This is a genomic window from Kosakonia sp. AG348 (assembly GCF_003337365.1).
GTDB lineage: Bacteria > Pseudomonadota > Gammaproteobacteria > Enterobacterales > Enterobacteriaceae > Kosakonia.
In genome coordinates this window covers 1-20,591 of the sequence record NZ_QPJR01000010.1, presented here as the reverse complement: position 1 = coordinate 20,591, position 20,591 = coordinate 1, and the positions used below count along the sequence as shown (strand labels likewise).

The 20,591-nt window shown below is 49.8% G+C and carries 19 protein-coding genes; 7 read left to right on the top strand and 12 right to left on the bottom strand.

From position 1 onward, the window contains the following. Positions 1 to 80 precede the first annotated feature (80 nt). Together lsrF and lsrG are read left to right on the top strand one after the other, a co-directional pair. Positions 81 to 968 (top strand): 3-hydroxy-5-phosphonooxypentane-2,4-dione thiolase, encoded by an 888-nt coding sequence (gene lsrF, locus DFO56_RS20355; RefSeq protein ID WP_020455366.1) that lies wholly within the window; start codon positions 81 to 83, stop codon positions 966 to 968. Then, positions 965 to 1,258, top strand: a complete 294-nt coding sequence (lsrG, locus tag DFO56_RS20350; protein ID WP_045513157.1) for a (4S)-4-hydroxy-5-phosphonooxypentane-2,3-dione isomerase — start codon at positions 965 to 967, stop codon at positions 1,256 to 1,258. The genes lsrF and lsrG overlap by 4 nt, the downstream gene beginning before the upstream one ends. Positions 1,259 to 1,442: 184 nt before the next feature. On the opposite strand, the gene ygjG is transcribed toward lsrG, so the two are convergent. After that, positions 1,443 to 2,822, bottom strand: a complete 1,380-nt coding sequence (gene ygjG / locus DFO56_RS20345; protein WP_174240561.1) for a putrescine aminotransferase — start codon at positions 2,820 to 2,822, stop codon at positions 1,443 to 1,445. Between the two features lie 431 nt (positions 2,823 to 3,253). On the opposite strand from ygjG, the gene DFO56_RS20340 reads away from it, so the two are divergent. Both DFO56_RS20340 and DFO56_RS20335 read left to right on the top strand, forming a co-directional pair. Next, positions 3,254 to 4,774: a PAS domain-containing methyl-accepting chemotaxis protein gene (locus DFO56_RS20340; protein WP_045513151.1), complete on the top strand. Its 1,521-nt coding sequence runs from the start codon at positions 3,254 to 3,256 to the stop codon at positions 4,772 to 4,774. 436 nt (positions 4,775 to 5,210) lie between these two features. Continuing rightward, entirely contained in the window at positions 5,211 to 6,773 is a 1,563-nt protein-coding gene (locus tag DFO56_RS20335; protein WP_045513148.1) for a methyl-accepting chemotaxis protein, read from the top strand. Here DFO56_RS20335 and DFO56_RS20330 read toward each other — a convergent pair. Next, positions 6,770 to 7,291: a PadR family transcriptional regulator gene (locus DFO56_RS20330; protein WP_045513145.1), complete on the bottom strand. Its 522-nt coding sequence runs from the start codon at positions 7,289 to 7,291 to the stop codon at positions 6,770 to 6,772. The two genes, DFO56_RS20335 and DFO56_RS20330, sit on opposite strands and share 4 nt — an antisense overlap. Before the next feature lie 239 nt (positions 7,292 to 7,530). Between DFO56_RS20330 and DFO56_RS20325 the strand changes: the two genes are divergently transcribed. Continuing rightward, positions 7,531 to 8,301 (top strand): siderophore-interacting protein, encoded by a 771-nt coding sequence (locus tag DFO56_RS20325; protein WP_045513142.1) that lies wholly within the window; start codon positions 7,531 to 7,533, stop codon positions 8,299 to 8,301. Between the two features lie 36 nt (positions 8,302 to 8,337). On the opposite strand, the gene DFO56_RS20320 is transcribed toward DFO56_RS20325, so the two are convergent. From DFO56_RS20320 to DFO56_RS20290, 7 genes are all read right to left on the bottom strand, one after another. Continuing rightward, a complete protein-coding gene (locus DFO56_RS20320) occupies positions 8,338 to 9,507 on the bottom strand; it encodes a DNA repair ATPase (RefSeq protein WP_020455359.1) in 1,170 nt (389 codons plus the stop codon). A gap of 267 nt (positions 9,508 to 9,774) precedes the next feature. After that, positions 9,775 to 10,917 carry a response regulator gene (locus tag DFO56_RS20315; RefSeq protein WP_017457425.1) on the bottom strand — a complete coding sequence of 381 codons (1,143 nt, stop codon included), beginning with the start codon at positions 10,915 to 10,917 and terminating at the stop codon, positions 9,775 to 9,777. Next, the gene (locus DFO56_RS20310; protein ID WP_045513138.1) at positions 10,910 to 12,004 is read right to left on the bottom strand and encodes an HDOD domain-containing protein; all 1,095 of its coding nucleotides are present in this window, start codon (positions 12,002 to 12,004) and stop codon (positions 10,910 to 10,912) included. The genes DFO56_RS20315 and DFO56_RS20310 overlap by 8 nt, the downstream gene beginning before the upstream one ends. Beyond that, complete coding sequence (locus DFO56_RS20305; RefSeq protein WP_045513135.1) at positions 11,995 to 13,104, bottom strand: sensor histidine kinase; 1,110 nt, start codon at positions 13,102 to 13,104, stop codon at positions 11,995 to 11,997. The genes DFO56_RS20310 and DFO56_RS20305 overlap by 10 nt, the downstream gene beginning before the upstream one ends. Before the next feature lie 5 nt (positions 13,105 to 13,109). After that, positions 13,110 to 14,222, bottom strand: coding sequence for an FIST N-terminal domain-containing protein (locus DFO56_RS20300; RefSeq protein ID WP_020455355.1), 1,113 nt, complete (start codon positions 14,220 to 14,222; stop codon positions 13,110 to 13,112). 390 nt (positions 14,223 to 14,612) lie between these two features. Next, positions 14,613 to 14,981, bottom strand: coding sequence for an STY0301 family protein (locus DFO56_RS20295; RefSeq protein WP_045513132.1), 369 nt, complete (start codon positions 14,979 to 14,981; stop codon positions 14,613 to 14,615). 469 nt (positions 14,982 to 15,450) lie between these two features. Next, positions 15,451 to 16,161: a hypothetical protein gene (locus tag DFO56_RS20290; protein ID WP_045513128.1), complete on the bottom strand. Its 711-nt coding sequence runs from the start codon at positions 16,159 to 16,161 to the stop codon at positions 15,451 to 15,453. 70 nt (positions 16,162 to 16,231) lie between these two features. Between DFO56_RS20290 and DFO56_RS24845 the strand changes: the two genes are divergently transcribed. Both DFO56_RS24845 and DFO56_RS20285 read left to right on the top strand, forming a co-directional pair. Then, positions 16,232 to 16,489, top strand: a complete 258-nt coding sequence (locus DFO56_RS24845) for a hypothetical protein (protein ID WP_045513125.1) — start codon at positions 16,232 to 16,234, stop codon at positions 16,487 to 16,489. A gap of 39 nt (positions 16,490 to 16,528) precedes the next feature. Then, on the top strand, positions 16,529 to 16,783 hold the full coding sequence (locus DFO56_RS20285; protein WP_045513123.1) for a hypothetical protein: 255 nt from the start codon (positions 16,529 to 16,531) through the stop codon (positions 16,781 to 16,783). A gap of 750 nt (positions 16,784 to 17,533) precedes the next feature. Here DFO56_RS20285 and DFO56_RS20280 read toward each other — a convergent pair. Genes DFO56_RS20280 through DFO56_RS20270 form a run of 3 tightly spaced genes read right to left on the bottom strand, consistent with a single transcriptional unit; the run spans position 17,534 to position 20,467 of the window. Continuing rightward, positions 17,534 to 19,333 carry a hypothetical protein gene (locus DFO56_RS20280; RefSeq protein WP_045513120.1) on the bottom strand — a complete coding sequence of 600 codons (1,800 nt, stop codon included), beginning with the start codon at positions 19,331 to 19,333 and terminating at the stop codon, positions 17,534 to 17,536. Between the two features lie 11 nt (positions 19,334 to 19,344). Further along, positions 19,345 to 20,367, bottom strand: a complete 1,023-nt coding sequence (locus DFO56_RS20275) for a tyrosine-type recombinase/integrase (protein WP_045513117.1) — start codon at positions 20,365 to 20,367, stop codon at positions 19,345 to 19,347. A 4-nt stretch (positions 20,368 to 20,371) separates the two neighbouring features. Beyond that, complete coding sequence (locus DFO56_RS20270) at positions 20,372 to 20,467, bottom strand: SHOCT domain-containing protein (RefSeq protein ID WP_199496502.1); 96 nt, start codon at positions 20,465 to 20,467, stop codon at positions 20,372 to 20,374. Positions 20,468 to 20,591 lie beyond the last annotated feature (124 nt).

The following is a 20,591-nucleotide window of genomic DNA, read 5'->3' as shown; positions in this document are numbered from 1 at the left end:
TATAGTTCAGCGCCTACGCTTTTGAACATTCATCAGTCACAAAATCACTTGTTCTATCACAGCTTTTTGCGGGAGGCAGGATGGCGGATGTAGATGACATCAAAGATGGCAAAGACTTTGGCCTGGGCACCGCGCAGCAAAATGTGCCTTTCACCCTGAAGGGCTGCGGTGCGCTGGACTGGGGCATGCAATCGCGGCTGGCAAGGATCTTTAACCCACAGAGTAACCGTACGGTGATGCTGGCCTTCGATCACGGCTATTTTCAGGGACCGACGACCGGGCTTGAGCGTATTGATCTATCGATTGCGCCGCTGTTCGCACAAACCGATGTGCTGATGTGTACGCGTGGCATTTTGCGCAGTGTGGTGCCGCCCGCGACCAATAAACCGGTGGTGCTGCGCGCCTCTGGCGGCAACTCAATCCTCGCCGAACTTTCTAACGAATGCGTGGCGGTGGCGATGGAAGACGCGCTGCGGCTCAACGTCTGTGCGGTGGCGGCGCAAATCTATATCGGCAGTGAACATGAACACCAGTCGATTAATAACATCATCAAGCTGGTGGACGCGGGCAACCGCTACGGTGTGCCGACGATGGCAGTGACCGGAGTGGGTAAAGAGATGACGCGCGATGCGCGTTATTTTTCGCTGGCCAGCCGTATCGCCGCCGAAATGGGCGCGCAGTTTGTGAAAACCTACTTTGTGGAAGAGGGGTTTGAAAAGGTCACCGCCAGTTGCCCGGTGCCGATCGTGATTGCTGGCGGGAAAAAGTTACCCGAGCAGGAGGCGCTGGAGATGTGCTTCCGCGCCATTGATCAGGGCGCGTCGGGCGTGGATATGGGGCGCAACATTTTCCAGTCCAGCGCGCCGCTCGCCATGCTCAAGGCGGTGAAAAAAGTGGTACACGAGCACATGCACGCCCGTGAGGCGTACCAGTTCTGGCTGGAGGAAAAACAAGGAGAGCAACCATGAATGTGACGCTGGTGGAAATCAATATCAAACCGGACAGAGTAGATGAGTTTTTACAGGTCTTTCGTGCCAATCACGAAGGCGCTATCCGCGAGCCGGGGAATCTGCGTTTTGATGTATTACAGGATCCAAAAGTGAAAACCCGCTTTTTTATTTATGAAGCGTATCAGGACGCCGCCGCCGTCCAGGCGCACAAGGAGACACCGCACTACCTGGCGTGCGTGGAGAAGCTGGAAGAACTGATGTCGGAGCCGCGCAAAAAACGCAGCTTTATTGGTTTACTGCCGAAGTAAACATCCGCTTTCATGGCAGCATTCATTGCGCCTGAAAGCGCATACCGCACCTGCAAAAGACATTTCTGCGAGAGTGTGAAATTGCAAGACAGCAGGGCAGAAAACCAGAGCGTGTTGATGATCCCGGATTTTCTGTGAGCAATAAAAAACCCTCTCCCGCCGGGAGAGGGTTTTATGCGTCTGTTTACGCCAGTTCTTCAGAAACACGCAGTGCCGCCAGCGCATTAGCTGCTGCTTTTAGCACCTGCTCACACTGTTCAATCGTCAGCGTCAGCGGCGGTTCGATACGAATGGTTTTCGCGTTATTGAGCGTTCCGGCAACCAGCACACGCTGGCGGAACATCTCACTGGCAAAGTTGTAGCCCGTTTCGTTATCGACAAACTCAATCGCCATCAGCATTCCGCGACCACGCGCATCCTGCACCAGATCCGGATATTGACGCACCAGTGCGCGGAAACCGTCCAGCAACATGTCGCCTTTCTGCTCCGCCTGAGCGGGCAGGTTCTCTTCCAGCAGCACATTGATGGTCGCCAGCGCGGCCGCACAAGCCAGCGGGTTGCCGCCAAAGGTGGTGGTGTGCAGGAATGGGTTATCAAACAGCACCGAGAACACCTCTTCGGTAGCGACAGTCGCGCCAATCGGCATCACGCCGCCGCCCAGCGCTTTCGCCAGGCACAAGATGTCTGGCTGCACGTTTTCGTGTTCGCAAGCAAACATTTTGCCCGTACGCCCCATGCCGGTTTGCACTTCGTCAAAAATCAGCAGCGCGCCAAACTCATCGCACAGCTTGCGTACCGCTGGCAGATAACCGGCTGGCGGTAAGATCACGCCACCTTCCCCCTGGATCGGCTCCAGGATCACGGCGGCGACATCATCACCGGTTTTCCGGCATTCGCTAAGCAGCGTACGCATCGCGTCGATGTCGCCAAACGGTACATGACGAAAGCCCGGCAGCAGCGGCATAAACGGTTTGCGGAAGGTCGATTTCGCCGTTGCCGACAACGCGCCCAGCGATTTACCGTGGAACGCGCCGCTGGTGGCGACAAAGGTGAATTTACCGCGCGGTGACTGGTAGGCTTTCGCCAGTTTTAGCGCCGCTTCGACGGACTCTGTGCCGCTGTTGCTAAAGAAGCTGTATTTCAGTTTGCCAGGCGTCAGTGCCGCCAGTGTTTTCGCCAGCATGGCGCGTAACGGGTCGAGCAATTCCTGGCTATGCAGAGGTTGTTTTGCGAGTTGATTCTGTACGGCGGAAACCACAACTGGATTACGGTGCCCCACATTGAAAATTCCGAACCCACCCAGACAATCTAAAAACTCCTGCCCCTGGGTGTCGACAAGCGTGTTCAAACTGCCAGCTTGCCACTCTACGGCTCCGTAATCCCCGCCGGCGGTAACAGATTTTCGATACTCTAAAAACCCCGGATTGACATGCTCTTTAAAGTAATCCACCACCTCTCGGTTTAATGCTTTCATCTCCTCATGGTCGAGCGTTCGCTTTTCAATGAGATTCAGTGCGTGAGCGCTGCACGCTAATGCCGATGCGCTGGAAGGTAACCTGTTCAAAATGGGCTCCAGGGACTCGCGTATCACATGATACCGATTTAAGTATTGCAGGGATTACGCCACTTCGGTGCGGGGAGCATAAATCGGGATAAATGCCAGGGGAAAATGAAGGCGCACAAAATTTAATCATGCCGTCCCGTTAATATTTTGTATCTTTTGTGGTTAAAAATCATTCATTGCGGACGGAGAGATGGCTAAGTTGCGCCAATATAGTGCAATAAATGCGCGATAATGATGCATTCTCATGAGGGAATCGTGATGGTAACGCTACGAAATTATTAAAATCATAGGGTTAACGAGCCCACGAAAAACAGGGTTTTATTGCAAATTGCGATCTAAATCAAATTTAACAACTAAAGATAAACCCATTATCGCCGAAATAACATTCGCAGTAATTTTTAACAGCAATATAACCTGCATAGGACGCAATCATGTCTTCTCCTCCTTATGTCAGCCAACAGCGCTTTATGCTGGAGGATGACACCACGCTGATGTCGACAACTGACCAGCAAAGTTACATTACCCACGCCAACGACGCGTTTATCCATGCCAGTGGCTACTCCCACAGCGAGTTGCTCGGCCAGCCCCACAATCTTGTTCGCCACCCGGATATGCCAAAAGCAGCTTTTGCCGATATGTGGTACACCCTGAAACAGGGCGAGCCGTGGAGCGGCATCGTCAAAAACCGGCGTAAAAATGGCGATCATTACTGGGTGCGAGCCAATGCTGTGCCGATGGTGCGCAACGGCAAAGTCACTGGCTACATGTCGATTCGCACCGAGGCGAAAGATGAGGAGATCGCCGCCGTTGAGCCGCTGTACAAAGCGTTAAATGAAGGGCGTTGCAACAAACGTGTCTATAAAGGCCTAGTCATTAGCAAGCACTGGTGGGGAAAACTGGCGGGCATGCCGCTACGCTGGCGTGCCCGCAGCGTCATGACGTTGTTGTGGGCTGCGCAATTTGCTGGCTTATGGTTCACCGGTGCAGGCGGCCTGGCGCTGGCGGTGAGCACGCTGGCAATGTTGCTGGGCTGCCTGACATTTGAGTGGCAAATCGTTCGCCCGGCGGAAAACGTGGCGCGTCAGGCGCTGAGTGTGGCCACCGGGGAACGCAATAGCGTGCAACCGTTGAATCGCAGCGATGAACTGGGGCTGACATTGCGGGCGATCGGGCAACTGGGGCTGATGTGCCGTTGGTTGATCAATGACGTTTCAACCCAGGTTCACAGTGTGCGTAGCGGCAGTGAAACGCTGGCGAAAGGTAATGAAGATCTTAATGAACGCACGCGCCAGACGGTGGTGAATGTGCAGCAGACGGTTGCCACCATGAGCCAGATGGCGGCATCGGTACAAAACAACTCGCAAACAGCATCGGCGGCAGACGAGCTCTCCAGCTCCGCCAGTAGCGCCGCCACGCACGGCGGTAAGGCGATGGAGACGGTGGTGAAAACCATGGACGAGATTGCCGATAGCACCGGGCGTATCGGCTCTATTACCAAGCTGATTAATGACATCGCTTTCCAGACCAATATCCTGGCGCTGAATGCCGCGGTAGAAGCGGCCAGGGCAGGCGAGCAGGGCAAAGGGTTTGCTGTTGTGGCGGGTGAAGTTCGTCACCTGGCGAGCCGCAGCGCCAGCGCGGCGAATGATATTCGTAAGCTGATCGACGCCAGTGCCAGTAAAGTGCAGTCTGGTTATGACCAGGTGCATGCCGCAGGTCGCACGATGGAAGATATTGTTAATCAGGTACAAAACGTCACTGCGCTGATCGGCCAGATTAGCCAGTCGACATCGGAGCAGGCTACCGGGCTTTCTGAACTGACGCGCGCAGTAGCGGAACTGGATGCCATCACGCAGAAAAACGCTGGTTTGGTAGAGGAGAGCGCGGCGGTTTCGGCAATGGTTAAACATCGCGCCGCCCGCCTGCAGGATGCCGTCGCCGTTTTGCACTAACAGCTTAGCTTGCTCTTAAAAAACCACTGGCCGCGCGCTGGTGGTTTTTTTATTGGTAAGCGCTTGATTTCATGTAAGTGCGATATATATATTTTGTTAATTTTATATTAAGCACAGTTCGCATTGTGAAGTATTAATATATTTTCGCGCCTCTTATTTTATGCAGAGTTAAATCTGATGTAGCGATATTAATATGCCCTGCACTAATCTTTATTTTCGTATATATAACGATCGATTGATCATTATTAATAGTTGATTGCTATCAGAAAGTTCATTAAGTAACTAAAAAAACGATCAAACTCATAAAGTTAGCGCTAACGTTACCGATAACGGCTAGTGGCTGCATTCTTTTAATTTGCGCCAGGGACTTAAGCGCGCCATTAGGGTGAGGGCGCGGAACTTTCGTCAATAAAATAATCAAACCCATGGAGAATATATGTTTTTACATGATGTAAAAATCGGCACGAAATTATTTCTGGCGTTCGGCTTTTTTATTGCGTTAATGGTAGTGAGTTCCTGTCTGTCTCTCTTCAGCCTGAACCGCGCGAATAACGGAATGCAAGAGATTGTGTACGAGGATTATCCAACCACGGTAAAAGCGAATCAGCTTATTGATAATTTCCAGACCTTTGTCAGCACCCAGCAACTGATGCTGCTGGATAGCGACGGCAAATGGACCGGTGAGTCGCAAAAGCAGCTTGCTGAGATAAGCTCCCACATTACCGCTCTGCTGGAAGATTTATCAAAAAACCTGCGTGATGATAAATCGCAGAAAATCCTCGCCGACATCCGCACCGTGCGCCAGCAGTACCTCGACTCACGTTTCCGCATTCTCGATGCCGTTAAAAATAATGACCGCGCGGGTGCGATTCAGGAGATGATGACCAAAACCATTAACATCCAGAATGCTTATAAAGAGCGGGTGTTGGCGCTGATCGCCATTCAGGATGGGCAAATGCGTGCGGCGGGCGAGCAGGTGCAGAACGATTTCAGTTCTAACCGCCTGATGCTGATTCTGCTGGCGATTGTTAGCATCGGCATGGGCAGCCTGATTGGCTGGTATATCGTACGGATGATCACGCGCCCGCTGAGTGAGGCGGTTGCCTTTGCTGAAGCGATTGCCGATGGCGATTTGACGCGTACCATCGATTCTCGCCACCGCGATGAAACCGGCGTACTGCTGCGTGCGCTGATGGAGATGAAAAACCGTCTTGTTGAGATTGTCCATCAGGTGCAAAACGGCTCAGAGAGTATTTCCAGCGCGGCGGCGCAGATTGTGGCCGGTAACCAGGATCTGGCGGCGCGTACCGAAGAGCAGGCCAGCTCCGTCGAGCAGACGGCGGCGTCCATGGAGCAGATCACCGCGACGGTGAAAAACACCGCCGATCACACCTCCGAAGCGACCCACCTTTCTGCCGATGCGGCGACAGTCGTGAAGAACAACGGCGAGATGATGAAGCAGGTCACCGAGAAGATGCGCGTGATTAACGACACGTCCAATCGTATGTCCGACATTATCAACCTGATTGACGCAATTGCCTTCCAGACAAACATTCTGGCGCTGAACGCGGCGGTCGAAGCGGCGCGCGCCGGTGAACACGGGCGTGGTTTTGCGGTTGTGGCGGGTGAAGTTCGCCAGTTAGCCCAGAAGAGCGCTTCCTCTGCCAACGATATTCGCCATCTGATTGAAAGCTCTACCAGCCAGACTCGTGAAGGCATGGCGCTGGTCGAAAAAGCCAGTGCGCTGATTAACGGTATGGTCAGTAATGTGGAAGAGATGGATGTTATCCTGCGCGAAATTGGTCAGGCGAGCCGCGAGCAGACCGATGGTATTTCGCAGATTAACAGCGCGATTGGCCTGATTGACTCCACCACCCAGCAGAACTCCAGCCTGGTAGAAGAGTCGGTGGCAGCAGCAGCGGCGCTGAACGATCAGGCGTTACATCTGCGCGAGCTGGTGCAGGTGTTCCGCCTGCGCGACGTGCCACAGGTAGTTTAATCGAGTTGTGAAATCTCCAGCGCTGCGCGGTCGATAATGCCAATTATCTGTTTAAGCTGCGTGGCGCTGACTTCCCCCTGATTCACCCGTAAATCCAGTACCGCTTTAAAGTTCTCCAGCGCCCGTTTCATCTGTGGGTTTTTGCGCAGTTGATAGCCAACGTTGCGTGCTTTAATCCGCTCTTCAATCTGTGCCAGCGATGGCGCATTTTCCGCCAGCCACTGCGTGCCATGCGGCGTAATGGCGATCATTCGGCGTCCGTTTTCTTCATCGCTAACGGTAATTAACTGCTGCTCTTGCAGAGCATCCAGAGTGGGATAAATCACACCAGGGCTGGGTGTGTAGTTGCCCTGCGTCAGCGCTTCAATGGCTTTGATCAGCTCATAGCCGTGGCTGGCGTTTTGGCTGAGCAAATGCAGGATCACCAGACGTAATTCGCCGTGACCGAAAAAGCGCTGGCGTCGGCCGCCGTGTCCGTGGTGGTGCTCCCTGTCGGTATTGCCGTGATGATGACGCATAGCTGCTTACTCATTTAATTTGATATATCTAATTTATATCTAAAATAACCTGCTTAAACAACGCTGACGGTGTTTTTTATTTAATGACATGATTTTTAATAACTTTATTTCCTGGTTTGGCAACCGGTGCGCTTTCGTGTGGCTATATCTTAAAAAGATCTTGCCTTCTGCCTAATCAACAATCATTATCATTTGCACAACATTTAGATATATCGTATTCACGTTCACGAAGGCCGATTATGACAACCCACTCTCAACGCTATCCCCAGCGCGTGCGCAATGAGCTGCGCTTTCGCGAGTTAACTGTTTTGCGCGTCGAACGCCCAGGTGCGGGCTTCCAGCGCATTGTGCTCGGCGGCGAGCAACTGGATGGCTTCACCTCCCGCGGCTTTGATGATCACAGTAAAGTCTTCTTTCCGCAGCCGGGTTCGCACTTTGTACCGCCAGTCGTGACCGATGAAGGTATCGTCTGGGGCGATGGCCCGCGCCCGGCTTCCCGCGACTATACGCCGCTGTACGATGCCAGCCGCCACGAACTGGCGCTGGATTTCTATATTCACGACGGCGGCGTAGCGAGTAGCTGGGCGATGCAGGCGCAGGTGGGCGATAAATTGACTATTGGCGGGCCGCGCGGTTCGCTGGTGGTGCCGGAAGATTACGCCTGGCAGTTATATGTGTGCGATGAATCCGGTATGCCGGCGCTGCGCCGCCGCCTTGAAGCGCTCAGCCAGCTTGCTGTACGCCCGCAGGTCACAGCGGTGGTGAGCATTGCAGATGCTGCTTATCAAGATTATTTCGCGGATGTAAACGGCTTTGATATTCAGTGGGTGGTGGGGCATCACCCGCAGGCCGTTGCCGACAAACTGGCGGCGATAAGCGTGCCGGAAAACGACTATTTTATCTGGCTGACCGGGGAAGGGGAGGTAGTGAAATCGCTGATGGATCGCTTTGAATCTGCCGACATCGATCAACAACTGGTGCGCGCGCAAGCCTACTGGCACAAGAAATAAACACAAAGCCCGGTACGATTACCGGGCTCGTTGCGCTCAGGCCACTTCGTCGTACTCGGCTTCGCTGACCTGCTGCTCCAGCGTCTGGCGGATCTCGGCCAGCGCTTTCTCCTGCTGGCGGAAGTAGGTTTCCCTGTCGCCAAGCGTGGAGATCAACTGCCAGGATTCCTCTTTTTCCAGCGTCGCCAGCTCTTCAATCAGGCTGGCAATATGCTGTTTGACTTCAACAATGCGCTGGCGCAGACGCTGCAGATCGTTGAGACGATCGCTTGCCATTAATGGCTCCAGCCCTTTTTGCAGACGGGTCAAAATCGAGCGGATGGCGCTCAGATCGCCGCGCTGGCGCGCCTGGTTAAGCTGCACCATCATGCTGTGAGCGTCGTTTTTCAGTTCGTTATCCACCAGGTCCGGGTGGCAGAGCTTACTGGCCTGGCGCCACAGGCGTTTCAGCTCATGCCGTTCGTCTTCGCTCATCTTCTGCTCGAAGCTAAAGCGTTTTTCCGCGTCGTGCTGCTGCTCCTGGTAGCTTTCATACTCCTGACGCGCTTCGTCGCGCGCCTGGCGCGTGGGCTCTTCCTCCCGCGTGAGGCCGCGCTCCAGTTCCTGCGCTTCGGCGAGCAGCGAGGCAATCAGCTCGCTTTGTTGTTGCAGATGCTTGCGCGCTTCCGCCGCCTGTAATGAGTGCGGTGGCATGCTCTGCCAGCGTTGCGTCAAGGTCACTAAAACGTCCACGGCTTGCGACAGGTATTTCTGGCAGCGCAGATAATCCGCCTCGCGACGGCGCGCTTCCGCTTCCTGGCGGCGCACCGCCGCTTCAGCCAGCGTTTTACGCAGCCGCAAAATTTGCGACATCAGTGGCCCAAGGCGAGTTAAGTAGAGATCGTTGAATTCATCCAGCAGCTGGATACGCGCATTGCGTTTATCAATGAGTTCGCGCATTTGCTCTTCCAGCGCTTTCAGCTCCAGCTTGCTGGCGGCCACTTGCGGATCCTGCCAGCTGACCACTGAACGCTGGTTTTGCAGCCAGACGGTGATGGCGCGCATCGCTTCGCTGTAATTTTTCTCTTCAAGTGCGTGAACGATAAACGCTAACTCCGGGTCCGTAACTTCATTTTTGAGTAAAGGAAGCTGGCTGAGGATGATGCCGTCATCCTCCAGTTCAATGGCGTATTTGATGATTTCAAGCCGTTTTATAGGTTTGTTCATGGCGTTTCGTCAAAGCGCGTTGAGTGTGTTAAAGGGAGTTGTTAATTCATCAAATCTGGACCATGGATGCAAATCTCGCAATAGCCCGGAGCCATATTACATGGGACATATTTCAATGCGTTAGTCTTTCTGTGAAAATTGCGTTTATGGTGCCTTTTTGCCGCGAAATGAGCAAAAAATTGCTTTATGGCGGGGTGTTTGCCCCGCCTGCAACGATTTACCTCTCTGCAACATAACGACGCGATTCCTCTCCCAATCGCGTACCGATCATGCCGATGCGGTGCTGTCTGGCAGCCCGCGAACCCGGATGGGTTCCTCAATGGCATTAGCCGCGAGCAAGCGTTGTAATGCCGAGATCGCCGTGTCGGTCAATTCGTGCCCTTTGGTCAGCACCATTAAGCCATTGGTGGTGCGGATATCTTCGTCTACCACCCAACCCGGCATCAGCTCGCGTATACGCGCAGAGCGCACGCCGGTCACATTGGAGCGGAAATCTGACAGGGATTTAATGATGTATTCAGGTAACGGTGGGTGCGCCGCCCGTAAAATTTCCCATGGCCGCTCCAGGCTCCATCCCCGCGCCGCATGTCGCTCCAGCTCAAGGGCTGCGCGCAGCAGATGGGCACCGCGTAAAACCTCAAGCGGCACATTCGGCGCCGGCTCTTTTGCCTGGTGGCGAATGATCCCGGCGACCAGTTCAAGACGGGGAATATTTTCCACCAGCTTTCCCGCGACGTCGGGATGCCCCAGCAGCAGTTTTTTCTCCTCCTCGGAGAGTTTGCGCTGAGCGGCGTCGGCCTGAACGATATCGGCGGGAATACCAACGCAGCCAATTTGGCTTAATGACGCGGCAATCGTGTAAATCCACTCATCTGGCCACTCCAGCTTCGGCAGCGCGTGGCGAACGCAAGATTGGGCGAACGCCGCCCGCTGAAACGCCCACGGTGCGACCATGGCAAGCACTTCCGTCAGCGTTTTGACCGAAGCGGTAAGGGTGGTTGCCAGCAGCTCTTTTTCTGCGCAGACGAGACGATACTGGCGCACAGCGTCATTAAGCGCCGCGACCAGTTCTTCTTTCGGACACGGTTTGCAGAGATAGCGGAAAATGGCGCCTTTATTGATGGCGGCGATAGAGGACTCCACATCGGCCTGCCCGGTAAGCAGGATCCGCACGCTATCGGGCGAGAGTTCCCGCGCTTTTGCCAGAAAGGTGGCGCCATCCATGCCGGGCATGCGCATGTCGGACATGATTACCGCAAAGCGCTCTCCCCAACGAACAGCGTCCAGAGCGGCTTCGCCGCCTGGGGCCACCACCACATCAAATTCGCCAAACAGGTTTCGTTCCATCGCGGCGAGCACGTTAGGTTCATCATCTACGCACAACACCCTGGGCAAGGCGGTATCAGTCATGAAGTGTGTCCTGTAGGTTAGCGAGCATCTGTTGCCATAAGGGGAGCTGGTCAAGCACGCCTGCTTTTTCAAGATAATCGCGATCGGGGGGGCTGTTGTTGGCCAGCGCCACAGCGACATGCACCACACCAGACGCTCCGAATGCATCATGTGCGAAACGTGAGGGCTGGGCCTGCTCCGCCACTATTTCGACAATCTCCAGCGGTAATCCCCATACCGCCAGCAGGTAAGCGCCGACTGCTGCATGCATGGGAATAGCATTACATGTGGTTGTTTCGCTACCGATCTCGCTCATTTCGGGGATCAGCTTCGCAATATTCGCGAGTAGCGCGGCGGTGGATTCCAGCCCCTGATGGCCCGTCATGCGGGCGGCGAGTGAAGAGGCAAGAAGAGAGACCCGGCGTAACTCGCTGACCAAAGGATCCCTTTTCGCATCGGTAAAACAGTGTGACGCCAGCACCAGCAATTTCACCTGATCCATGCCGAGAAGCGTAATAGCGCTACCGATATCGTGGATTGGCGAACCTCTGTTGAACCAGGCGGAATTCGCAAGCTGCATGATTTTGGCGCTCAGCGCCGGGTCGCTGCCCAGCAATTCGGCCATCTGTCGGGTATCGCTCTCTGGGTTATTGAGAAGATGTTGAACGTCAGTGAACACCTTCGGTGCGGCGGGCAACTGATTGATTCGACCGACCATGTCGAGCACCGTCGGATCGTTGAACATGGTGCGCAGAGAAAGCGCGCTTTCAATTATCGCTATTAACGTCGCGCTGTCGCAGGGTTTCGAGACAAATCGATGTGCAACTTCCAGCATACGCTGGGTGGCACCGGGTTCTGAGTAGCCGGATAAAATGATACGTATCGTACCCGGCCAGCGGTTGCGCACCTGCGCCAGTAACTCTGCGCCATCCATAAAGGGCATACGCATATCAGAGACCACGACATCCGCCGGTGTGTCTTCCAGCATGGTCAGCGCTTCAGGGCCGCTGTTGGCGAAGCGGCACTCCCAGTCGATATCTTGCAACATGATGGCGCGCTCAATGCCTGAAAGCACCCGGCTTTCGTCATCAACGAACATCACTTGCATGCAGGCTCATCCTCGTTGCGGCAATGGAGCGGAAATTGCAGGATAAACGTGGAACCCACGCCTTCTTCTGACTCGCAGCGAATCTTCCCATTATGTTTGTCCACCACGGTGGAGTAGACAATCGCTAAGCCTTGTCCAGTCCCTTTACCCACCGCTTTAGTGGTGAAGAACGGATCGAAAATGCGGTCGCGGATCGCTGCGGGTATGCCACTGCCATCATCCTGGACGTGGATTTCTAGATAGTCGCCGTTCTGTAATGCTGAAATAACGATGCGGCCTTTCTCTTTCACTCCTTCCTGCAGGGTATCCGCAATGGCATGGGCGGCATTGACCACCAGGTTGAGAATGGCCTGGCCGACCATGTCACGCAGGCAGGGGAGCTGCGGTAAGTTGTCGGCGATGTTAGTTTCGAGCTCCGCCACATATTTCCATTCGTTGCGGGCCACCGTGACCGTGGTATTAATCACATCGCGCACATCTATCCGCTCTTTCACATTCTTCGAAGGGTGGGAAAACTCCTTCATCGCGGCGACAATCCGCGCAATATGCTCAAGCCCCTCCAGAGACTCGTCCAGCGCGCCTGGAATTTGTCGACGCAGAAAATCAATTTTTGTGCGTTTGAGCGTCGTATCGAACTCTGCCATCACCGGATCATCGGCCATTTTTTTGCGCGCAACGTCCGCGAGCGCGAGGGCGGCATTCAGCAGTTTTAGCAGCGAGTCCGTGGCACCTTTGATGAAGCCGACATTATCGGCAACATACTGCGTCGGGGTGTTGATTTCGTGGGCGATACCGGCGGCGAGCTGACCGATAGACTCCATTTTTTGCGCCTGAAGTAGCTGGGTCTGCGCCAGACGCAGCTCGGCCAGCGCCTTTTCCAGCTCATGCCGTTCGTTTTCGAGTTCCATTGTCTTACGCGCGACCACTTTCTCCAGCCCGACATTTTGTTCGAGAATGGCAAATGGTGTGGCGTGACTGTGCCGGGCTTCCTGGGCGATGCGGCGTTTCAGCACATCAATGGTTTTATCCCTGGCTGCGAGTTTGCGCTCGTAGTCAGCAGGGGAAAGAGGCGGGGTAGAGGCTTCGGAAAAGAGCGACATGATATTTACCCTCCAATGGCGACACCGGTAAATGTCTGGTTGACATGCAACCCGTTGTACTGCTCACCGTAGGTTGAAAACCCTACCACCCGGTTCTGCACCATGATTTCGCCGATCTGCTGTTCCAGCCCCTCTTTTTCGAACTGGAGACGGCGCAGGATACAATCGCAGCCGATGATGACGGCAGGATTTGGGATCGTCTCGTGCACTTTTTCAAACGCCTGACTAAACGTCTGGATCGGATCTTCCGCTTTGCCGATCGAGACGATCAGCCCCTCTTCGATAGCGCAATAACAGGTAAGCGAGAGATCGTCGTTCATTTTCTGAATGGAACGGACGTAAGGCTCATCGCCGAAAGAGAGCACCAGCGGGTTGCGGGAAAAGACAGTTGGTGTCAATTCATCGACGGTAAGACCAAGGGATTCGGCATAGATCTGCGCGGCAGGTTCACCGTTGATCTCCATAATGAGCCGTTTTTCCGCGTCCGCCTCGGTGATAACTAGCTCAACATCGCTGGGTACAAAATGCTGGATCTTAAACGTGGCGACCGGTGAACTGGTTTCGATAACCGCGAAAACGGCAGCGTCAGAGATAAAATGACCATCGCCATCATAAATAAAGCTTTTTTCGAAACGCAGATCGTCACCGGCAGAGCCGCCAATGAGGGGTACATTACCAATCTGTTGATAAAGGTTTGCCACCAGCCGCTCTTCGGCCATCGACAGACCATCCACCAGCAGCAGACCAAAACGATGCAGGTTTGGTCTCTCTTCGCTGTCGCGGCGAATGGTTTCTGCGATATCCGTAATGACCGAGGTGTATTCAAGCAGAGGATGAATGATAAACGCGCGGGCGTGAAAACCATCGCTCAGCCCGAGACCCAGCAGCCCAGAATGCTGAAAGCCTTCAGTGCCAATATGACCGGAAGAGGTACAACCGATGCAGGGGCAGGAGAAGGTGTTTTTTAATTCGCGGCCTAACACCTCCAGATCGTAATCCGGAGAGCAAAAGAAAAGGATGGTTTCAACATCGTCATGACCGATTTGGGCGGCAAACTGGGCAACGGCTTCGACCGGATCAGGAGATTCACTGCTGGCATATCTGGGCTGGAAACTCACGGCAAATTCTCCCACTCTGTGCAGCGGTTTTCGCCTCTGCGGTAGCATGGCCCAATGCATTGCTCATTGGTCTGATGAAGGAAGATTAGGAGGTGGGTGAGTAAATATCAAATCGGCAGGTTGATAATTTGACAGGCTTTTTACTTCGCTTTTCTTTTTGCATCGGCACGGTAAATTCCGCGCATTTCCGCCGGTACAGACGCGGCTGAAGGATTAACTTTTTTAAGCGCAGAAGCTGCTCGTCGAAGAGATGAGAAACTTGTTGATTAGGTTATTCGGGGCCACGAGTCAGGTCGATATGCTGTGGCGTGTGGGGGCAATTATTCAAAGAAATCAGCGCTTAGCTCATTTCGAACGCCACTATTTCATTCCTCGCTTACTGTGGCGGGATTATTGGCAATGGGCGATCAGATTATTGTGCTGGTCATATGAGGCCGAGCATTTCTGCGCCGTTGCCGGAACCACCAATTCGACAGTTTGCAGCGTATTTTTATACCGGCAAACAACGTAGAGCGATGTTTTATGCTGCCTTGCTTCGTCCTGATAATCTGCCAGGGTCCAGGCAGTGTCTTTATCCGTATCCGGCATGAGTTCGACCTGTTCTTTTGGCGGCCCGACAAACAAGCTGGCATCCGTCAGGGTATGTTGCTTCATCGTCAGTGAGGGGAATTGCGGGCACTGAATGCTTTCTGCCTGCGCAATTCTGGCGAACGACAACACGGCTAAAGTGAAAAGAGTACGTTTATTCCACAGCTTCATAATTATCCCCGTTGTTTGCCGTGTGTGATGCATGATGAACACGAACCATACGTATGCTGACAGGATGATAAAGTGCAGCCACTTTTTTACCAGAGGGTAAATGCATTTCTTTTTGACAGACCTATGTATGCCCTTGTCTCAGGGATTAGATTTTATTTTTGCTCAGAAAATTGCTGAATGAAAACGTGACGAACTTCCTGTGCCGGATGATGGCTCAAATTATTCACTGTTTTGAAGTTTTTTAACAATAGTAAAAATGCCCCTGACGAAGCATTTTAGCTGTGATGAGTACGGTGCTAATACCAACGATTATATTTAATATAAAAATAAGAAACGATAATAAACCATAAAAAAGTAAGTATCCCTGAATAATCAGGGATGAATTGAATAAACAAAAATGCCCCGGCAAGAATAAGTGCGATGGGCACTAGGTGTGAGTGGGCTCCCCACAGGAATAATAATAATTTCTTCATCTTTTCAACATTTCATATAAAGCATCGCCAATGACTTCCTCATTATTCCCGCCTGATTCGACTTGATATATTACTTTAGACATTTGAGGTTCTATAAGAAAGTAAAGCATTTCTAGTTTTTCACGATAAAGTATTTGGTAATATGCCGCATCCTGAAATTTCAGTTTGTTTGCTGCTAGTGCGGCTATCTGAGCTTTAGCATAGAATACCGCCACTTTCACAAACCAAGTGGACATTTCATTTACTTTTTTAATATATGATTCCTGAAAATCAGCGCTGCTTACAATCAATTTCGCAATCGTCAGTGAAATAGCCAGCTTACTCGAACGATCAGCTGCTTCGTATGCTTTCTCTCCGATTTTCTGCTTTATATATGACACCAGCGTATTGCTTTTCTCATCTCCGAGACGCTTGAAGGTTTTTTGGAAATAGAGTTGAACCATATCAAGAACGACATCATTTCTTTTGTATATTTCCAACAAAGACAAATACAAACGCTTATCTTCACTCCATTGTTCATGGCACGTGCTTCCGTAGTATTCGTCAGGCACTAAGCAGGAGCCATAGTTAATAAGCCGCTGACTGCCAAGTTTAACGTTTTCGATAGTCTCCATATGACTGGCATGGATCTCCCTTAACGCTTTAGTTAAAGCAATCGCCATCCTTCTATCTGACTGCGCTTTCAATTTTAGATAGTTTTCTGCCATTTCCATTTGCCTTGCTGTAACATTAATGTTTAATGATTGATCATGGTCGCTCACAGGGGCAAGGTTGAGAATGAAAAAAAGTCGAAAAATCCTTATTTATGTTATGGCGGCAATTATTTCCTTTCTAATAATTCCTGAGATTATCTTAAGGAAGGTTCCGAATGACATACTTGCCAGACTTAGCGATTTTACAAGTTTGGGTGGTTTAATCAGCCCATTCCTCTCGGCGATGATTTTCATTGGTCTGTCATCCATCTTTGTCGGGATTATTGGCGTGTATGTCGTTGGTAAAGTTTATTGTGCTTTAACTCAGGTTAAGCATGATTGAAGTAATCAATGACCATGTACTGACGAGGCAAGGAAGGTTATGAAAAAAAATGGAAAAAAGGCAGTTAGTATTTTGGTCGTGATTATTTGCTTTCTAACTATCCCGGAAATAGTGATACGTGCACTGACGCCTGAGCAGTTCGCACGGCTGAGCGATTTCACAAGCCTCGGGGGGCTCTTCAGCAATATTCTCTCGGTGCTGATTTTTCTTGGTTTGACGTCTGTATTGCTCGGTGTGCTTACCATTTTCTTAACAACAAAAATTTACCGGCGCTTTTCCCGATCCCGCAGTTAATCAAGACCTAATATACACGCTTCCACTTCATTCATACCCTCGCATGCATCAGGCGCATTACTTTGCATGCGGGAAGTGTTTTTGATTCTGTCTGATGCCAGTGCTGGCAAGGAGCCATTGACCAGGTGCAACTGCATTAAAACCGACCCATAAAGCGGGCAGGCGAGGCGGGAAAAGCATTGCGCGCTTGTTCATCAAATGTTTAATCTAAGTGGCAATAGCGTAATTAACCCAGACCTGAGAAAAGGAAATCACGACGGCAATAGAAGAACATTTGAGAAGCCTTGCACAAACAAATAGTAACTATTTGTTATTATTTTCACTGTGGGAATTTGTTAAAAAACTTCTGCAAAGAGCCTTTAATGCTGTATCAACTACTTTCCCTCACTATAGTCTGCATGACTCATCCCATTCATCAACAATATTATCTGTCCGGGAGCTCAAAAAATGCATGGAACCAAAACAGGTTTATTTACACATTTATCGCGGGATTGCCAAAAAAATGGTACGACACTTTTGCGACGCTCAATGATCTGAAACAAAAAAGCCACCGTGAAAGGTGGCTTAATTATATGATTTTAAATCTAAAATTTGGTGGCCCCTGTTGGGTTTGAACCAACGACCAAGCGATTATGAGTTCCATTATGGGCAACCAAAAAACAATAACTTATTTTAAAATCAGTTAGTTGAAAAGTCTATATAAGGCAATATGGGGCAATATTTCTTTGTTCGTGCGACACTTTTGCGACATTAGAAAGCTTTCAAAGCTGCTATCGGAACTAGGCGCTCTATACGGCTTCTGCCGAGACCTGTTTGCATATTAGCTTCTAATTTTAATGAGACACACAATCCATAGAGCCAATATTTTTCGTTCTGAAGCATGTTATATGCTGCATTTCTATATCGTATATTCAAAATCATTCTTACTTTATCCCATTGTTCGATTGGTAGCATTAACCATCTGATCAAAAAATCTTCTTGAGGGATAATACGAAATATATCAATTTGTGAGTATTTCCCTTGCTCACCGCTATCACCAATTATTATGTGCTTAAACTTATCTATATTAGTTTCTAGTGCATTGAGAATTTCATCTGCAAATGTAGGATACAAAGCTAACATCGCATCATCTCTTTTTTGTTTAAGATACTGAATAACTTCATCAATCTCCGAATAATATGAGTCAGATGACCAATACATATGCCCGTGAGAACGCTCGTATATATCCTCATCCAGAACATTTTTAATAATTGGTGAAGGAGAAAGTAGGCCTTTTTTGAGGAGAGAGTCTATATAATCTTTTTCAAGCGCTACTAATTGATCAAAACGATGAGGAATAGCATTTTTATCTGAAAGCATAAAAAATAAATGAAATGTGTGCAATAAGTCACCTAAGTCAATTATCTTAAAATGACTAAGCTGATCAAACGCTTCCTCAATGGCTTTGTTAACAATCGCGTCATCCATTTTATCGAAATTAATAATTATTTGCCATGGTCGGTTTTTTTGCCCTGCAATGAAAAAACGAGAGAAGTTTATAGATTGCAGTATTTCGTTTATTGGATAATCGCCTGAGTCGACAATTTTAGCGAGTAAGTTATAGTTTATGAGAGATGTTGCTATATCAAATTCATTATACTTACCAAAGAAAACTGCCATTCTCTTCTGGTGTTCATCCAACCGGTCACTTTGTAAGTCTTTGTTTGTTTGAGAAGCAATGTAGTTAAAATAATGATTTTGAAGGTTTTCAATGTCAGAGAAGGATATATTTCCTTGTCTAAACTCTGTATCAATAATAGCAAAGTTAGTAAATAATAATACCATTGCTTCAGTATTTTTTATGTGCTTTGGCTCTAGGCATTTTAATAGTCTGTCGCAGTCGTTAATTATATAATTTAAAATTCGAAGGGATTGGCATTCTGTTTTCTTGAATGCATTTAAAATTACTGGCTTGATTGAGTTGAATTTATTGAGTCTGTATTTTTTTTGAAAAAAATAAGTTCCAGCCTCATCAATTTTAGGTGTTATCCTTATTGTGTGTCCAATCACTTTTTCTTTAGATTGAACGAAGTCATCATGAATTTTCTTATCATGAGCAATAATGATTACGCGACATTGGTGATGCTCGACGTATTGATTTATTACCCCCAGTATTTCTTCGTTTTTTAACGGGCATCGCTCAAGATCATCAAAGATGATAACTTTAGATTTATCAACTTGTTGCTTTATGACGGCACCTAACAAATTGCCAATTACGGCACCGGCTCCGAAAGTAACCCCCTGAATTTCACTTGTTACGTCTTTAGTTACATTAACTACCTTTTTTGCAAGATTTTTCCCAGGGTACATTTTTGCAAATACATTATTATATATTTCGGAAGTGTTGCTTATACCAAAAAGACTTATATGGCACTGCATTTCCTTGGGGATAAATTGAAGTGTTTGGTATGTTTTTCCTGCACCCCACTCGCCCGTTATTAGAACAGCATAACCAGGTGCGTTTAGTCTAATATAATAATCCAAAAAATTTTCTAAGTTATTTTCATTCATTCTGACATTCCTTAAAGATTTCTTGCCAATGGATTAAACTTCACTGCCTCTTCAAGATGGTTAGGTGCGAAATGTGCGTAACGCATTGTCATTTTAATATCAGTGTGACCGAGTATTTTTTGCAGTACTAAGATGTTCCCGCCATTCATCATAAAATGGCTTGCAAAGGTATGACGTAAAACATGTGTTAGCTGGCCAGGTGGAAGACCGATTTCCGCCCGTTCAAGTGCGTTCCTGAATGCGTAATAGCAGGGGGTAAAGAGTGCTCCGTTCTTTTTGGGTAACTCAGCAACTAAGGATGGATGTAAGGGGATAGTGCGGTTTCTTTTACCTTTTGTTTTAACAAACGTCACTTTCCCAGCCGATATTTGCGATCTCTTAATAGTTTCCGCTTCGCTCCATCTCGCACCTGTAGCCAGGCAGATTTTAACGACCATCTCTAAATCTTTGGCTGAACTGTTACGACACTCTAGCAAAAGCTGATCGATTTGTTCGCCTGTAAGATATGCCATCTCGCTTTCATCGGTACGGAAATGCCTGACATTTTCGAGGGGATTTGGAGCTGACCATTCGCCCAGGCGTTTAAGCTCATTGAACACTGCTAAAAAATAAGCGAGCTCAAGATTCATTGTCCGTGGCGAAACTTTGCTGATTCGTTTTGTACGAGCGAAATGACCATCAAGCCGTTTAGCCCGGTACGCCGCAAAAAGCTGGGCGCTAAACTCAGAAGCAAGTGGTGAGCCCATGCATTCAGCCGCCCAAAGCATAGATTTTTTGCGCTTCTCACCGTCACGAAGCGTGATGCCGTGCCGATCAAACCAGAGGTGAACCAAATCCGTCAGGCGTCGCTTATCTTCACCGTCTCCAAGCCAGGGTGAATCATCGATTTTCTGAAGCGTGTAATTTTCAAAAGCTAGCGCTTCGCCTTTAGTTGCAAACTTTTTGCGAACGCGCTTGCCTTCTTTGCCGTTGCTTCTGTCAATGGTATAGAAATCAGCAATCCATTGACCGTTTGAAAGTTTTCTAACCGGCATAATTTTAAGGATTAAGAATGCGTTGTTTTTGTTGTTGGAACTCTTCCTCGGTCAAAATTCCTTCTTCTTTCATCTCCGCCAGTCTTTCAATTTTATCCATAACGTTATCAAAGGATGATGAGTTATTCGTGAATCGCCACGGATAATCTAGACACTTCCGAGCCGTTGATAATACTGGTTTTCATATTCTGTCGGTGACATCTGTTCGCTAGAACCATGCCGAC

Coding starts and splice junctions, on each gene's coding strand:
- lsrG (WP_045513157.1), top strand. CDS start 965: ATGAATGTGACGCTGGTGGAAATCAATATCAAACCGGACAGAGTAGAT.
- DFO56_RS20285 (WP_045513123.1), top strand. CDS start 16,529: ATGAAAAAAAATGGAAAAAAGGCAGTTAGTATTTTGGTCGTGATTATT.
- DFO56_RS20335 (WP_045513148.1), top strand. CDS start 5,211: ATGTTTTTACATGATGTAAAAATCGGCACGAAATTATTTCTGGCGTTC.
- DFO56_RS20320 (WP_020455359.1), bottom strand. CDS start 9,507: ATGAACAAACCTATAAAACGGCTTGAAATCATCAAATACGCCATTGAA.
- DFO56_RS24845 (WP_045513125.1), top strand. CDS start 16,232: ATGAAAAAAAGTCGAAAAATCCTTATTTATGTTATGGCGGCAATTATT.
- DFO56_RS20340 (WP_045513151.1), top strand. CDS start 3,254: ATGTCTTCTCCTCCTTATGTCAGCCAACAGCGCTTTATGCTGGAGGAT.
- DFO56_RS20330 (WP_045513145.1), bottom strand. CDS start 7,291: ATGCGTCATCATCACGGCAATACCGACAGGGAGCACCACCACGGACAC.
- DFO56_RS20290 (WP_045513128.1), bottom strand. CDS start 16,161: ATGGCAGAAAACTATCTAAAATTGAAAGCGCAGTCAGATAGAAGGATG.
- DFO56_RS20305 (WP_045513135.1), bottom strand. CDS start 13,104: ATGTCGCTCTTTTCCGAAGCCTCTACCCCGCCTCTTTCCCCTGCTGAC.
- DFO56_RS20325 (WP_045513142.1), top strand. CDS start 7,531: ATGACAACCCACTCTCAACGCTATCCCCAGCGCGTGCGCAATGAGCTG.
- DFO56_RS20310 (WP_045513138.1), bottom strand. CDS start 12,004: ATGCAAGTGATGTTCGTTGATGACGAAAGCCGGGTGCTTTCAGGCATT.
- DFO56_RS20295 (WP_045513132.1), bottom strand. CDS start 14,981: ATGAAGCTGTGGAATAAACGTACTCTTTTCACTTTAGCCGTGTTGTCG.
- DFO56_RS20280 (WP_045513120.1), bottom strand. CDS start 19,333: ATGAATGAAAATAACTTAGAAAATTTTTTGGATTATTATATTAGACTA.
- DFO56_RS20275 (WP_045513117.1), bottom strand. CDS start 20,367: ATGCCGGTTAGAAAACTTTCAAACGGTCAATGGATTGCTGATTTCTAT.
- lsrF (WP_020455366.1), top strand. CDS start 81: ATGGCGGATGTAGATGACATCAAAGATGGCAAAGACTTTGGCCTGGGC.
- DFO56_RS20315 (WP_017457425.1), bottom strand. CDS start 10,917: ATGACTGATACCGCCTTGCCCAGGGTGTTGTGCGTAGATGATGAACCT.
- DFO56_RS20270 (WP_199496502.1), bottom strand. CDS start 20,467: ATGGATAAAATTGAAAGACTGGCGGAGATGAAAGAAGAAGGAATTTTG.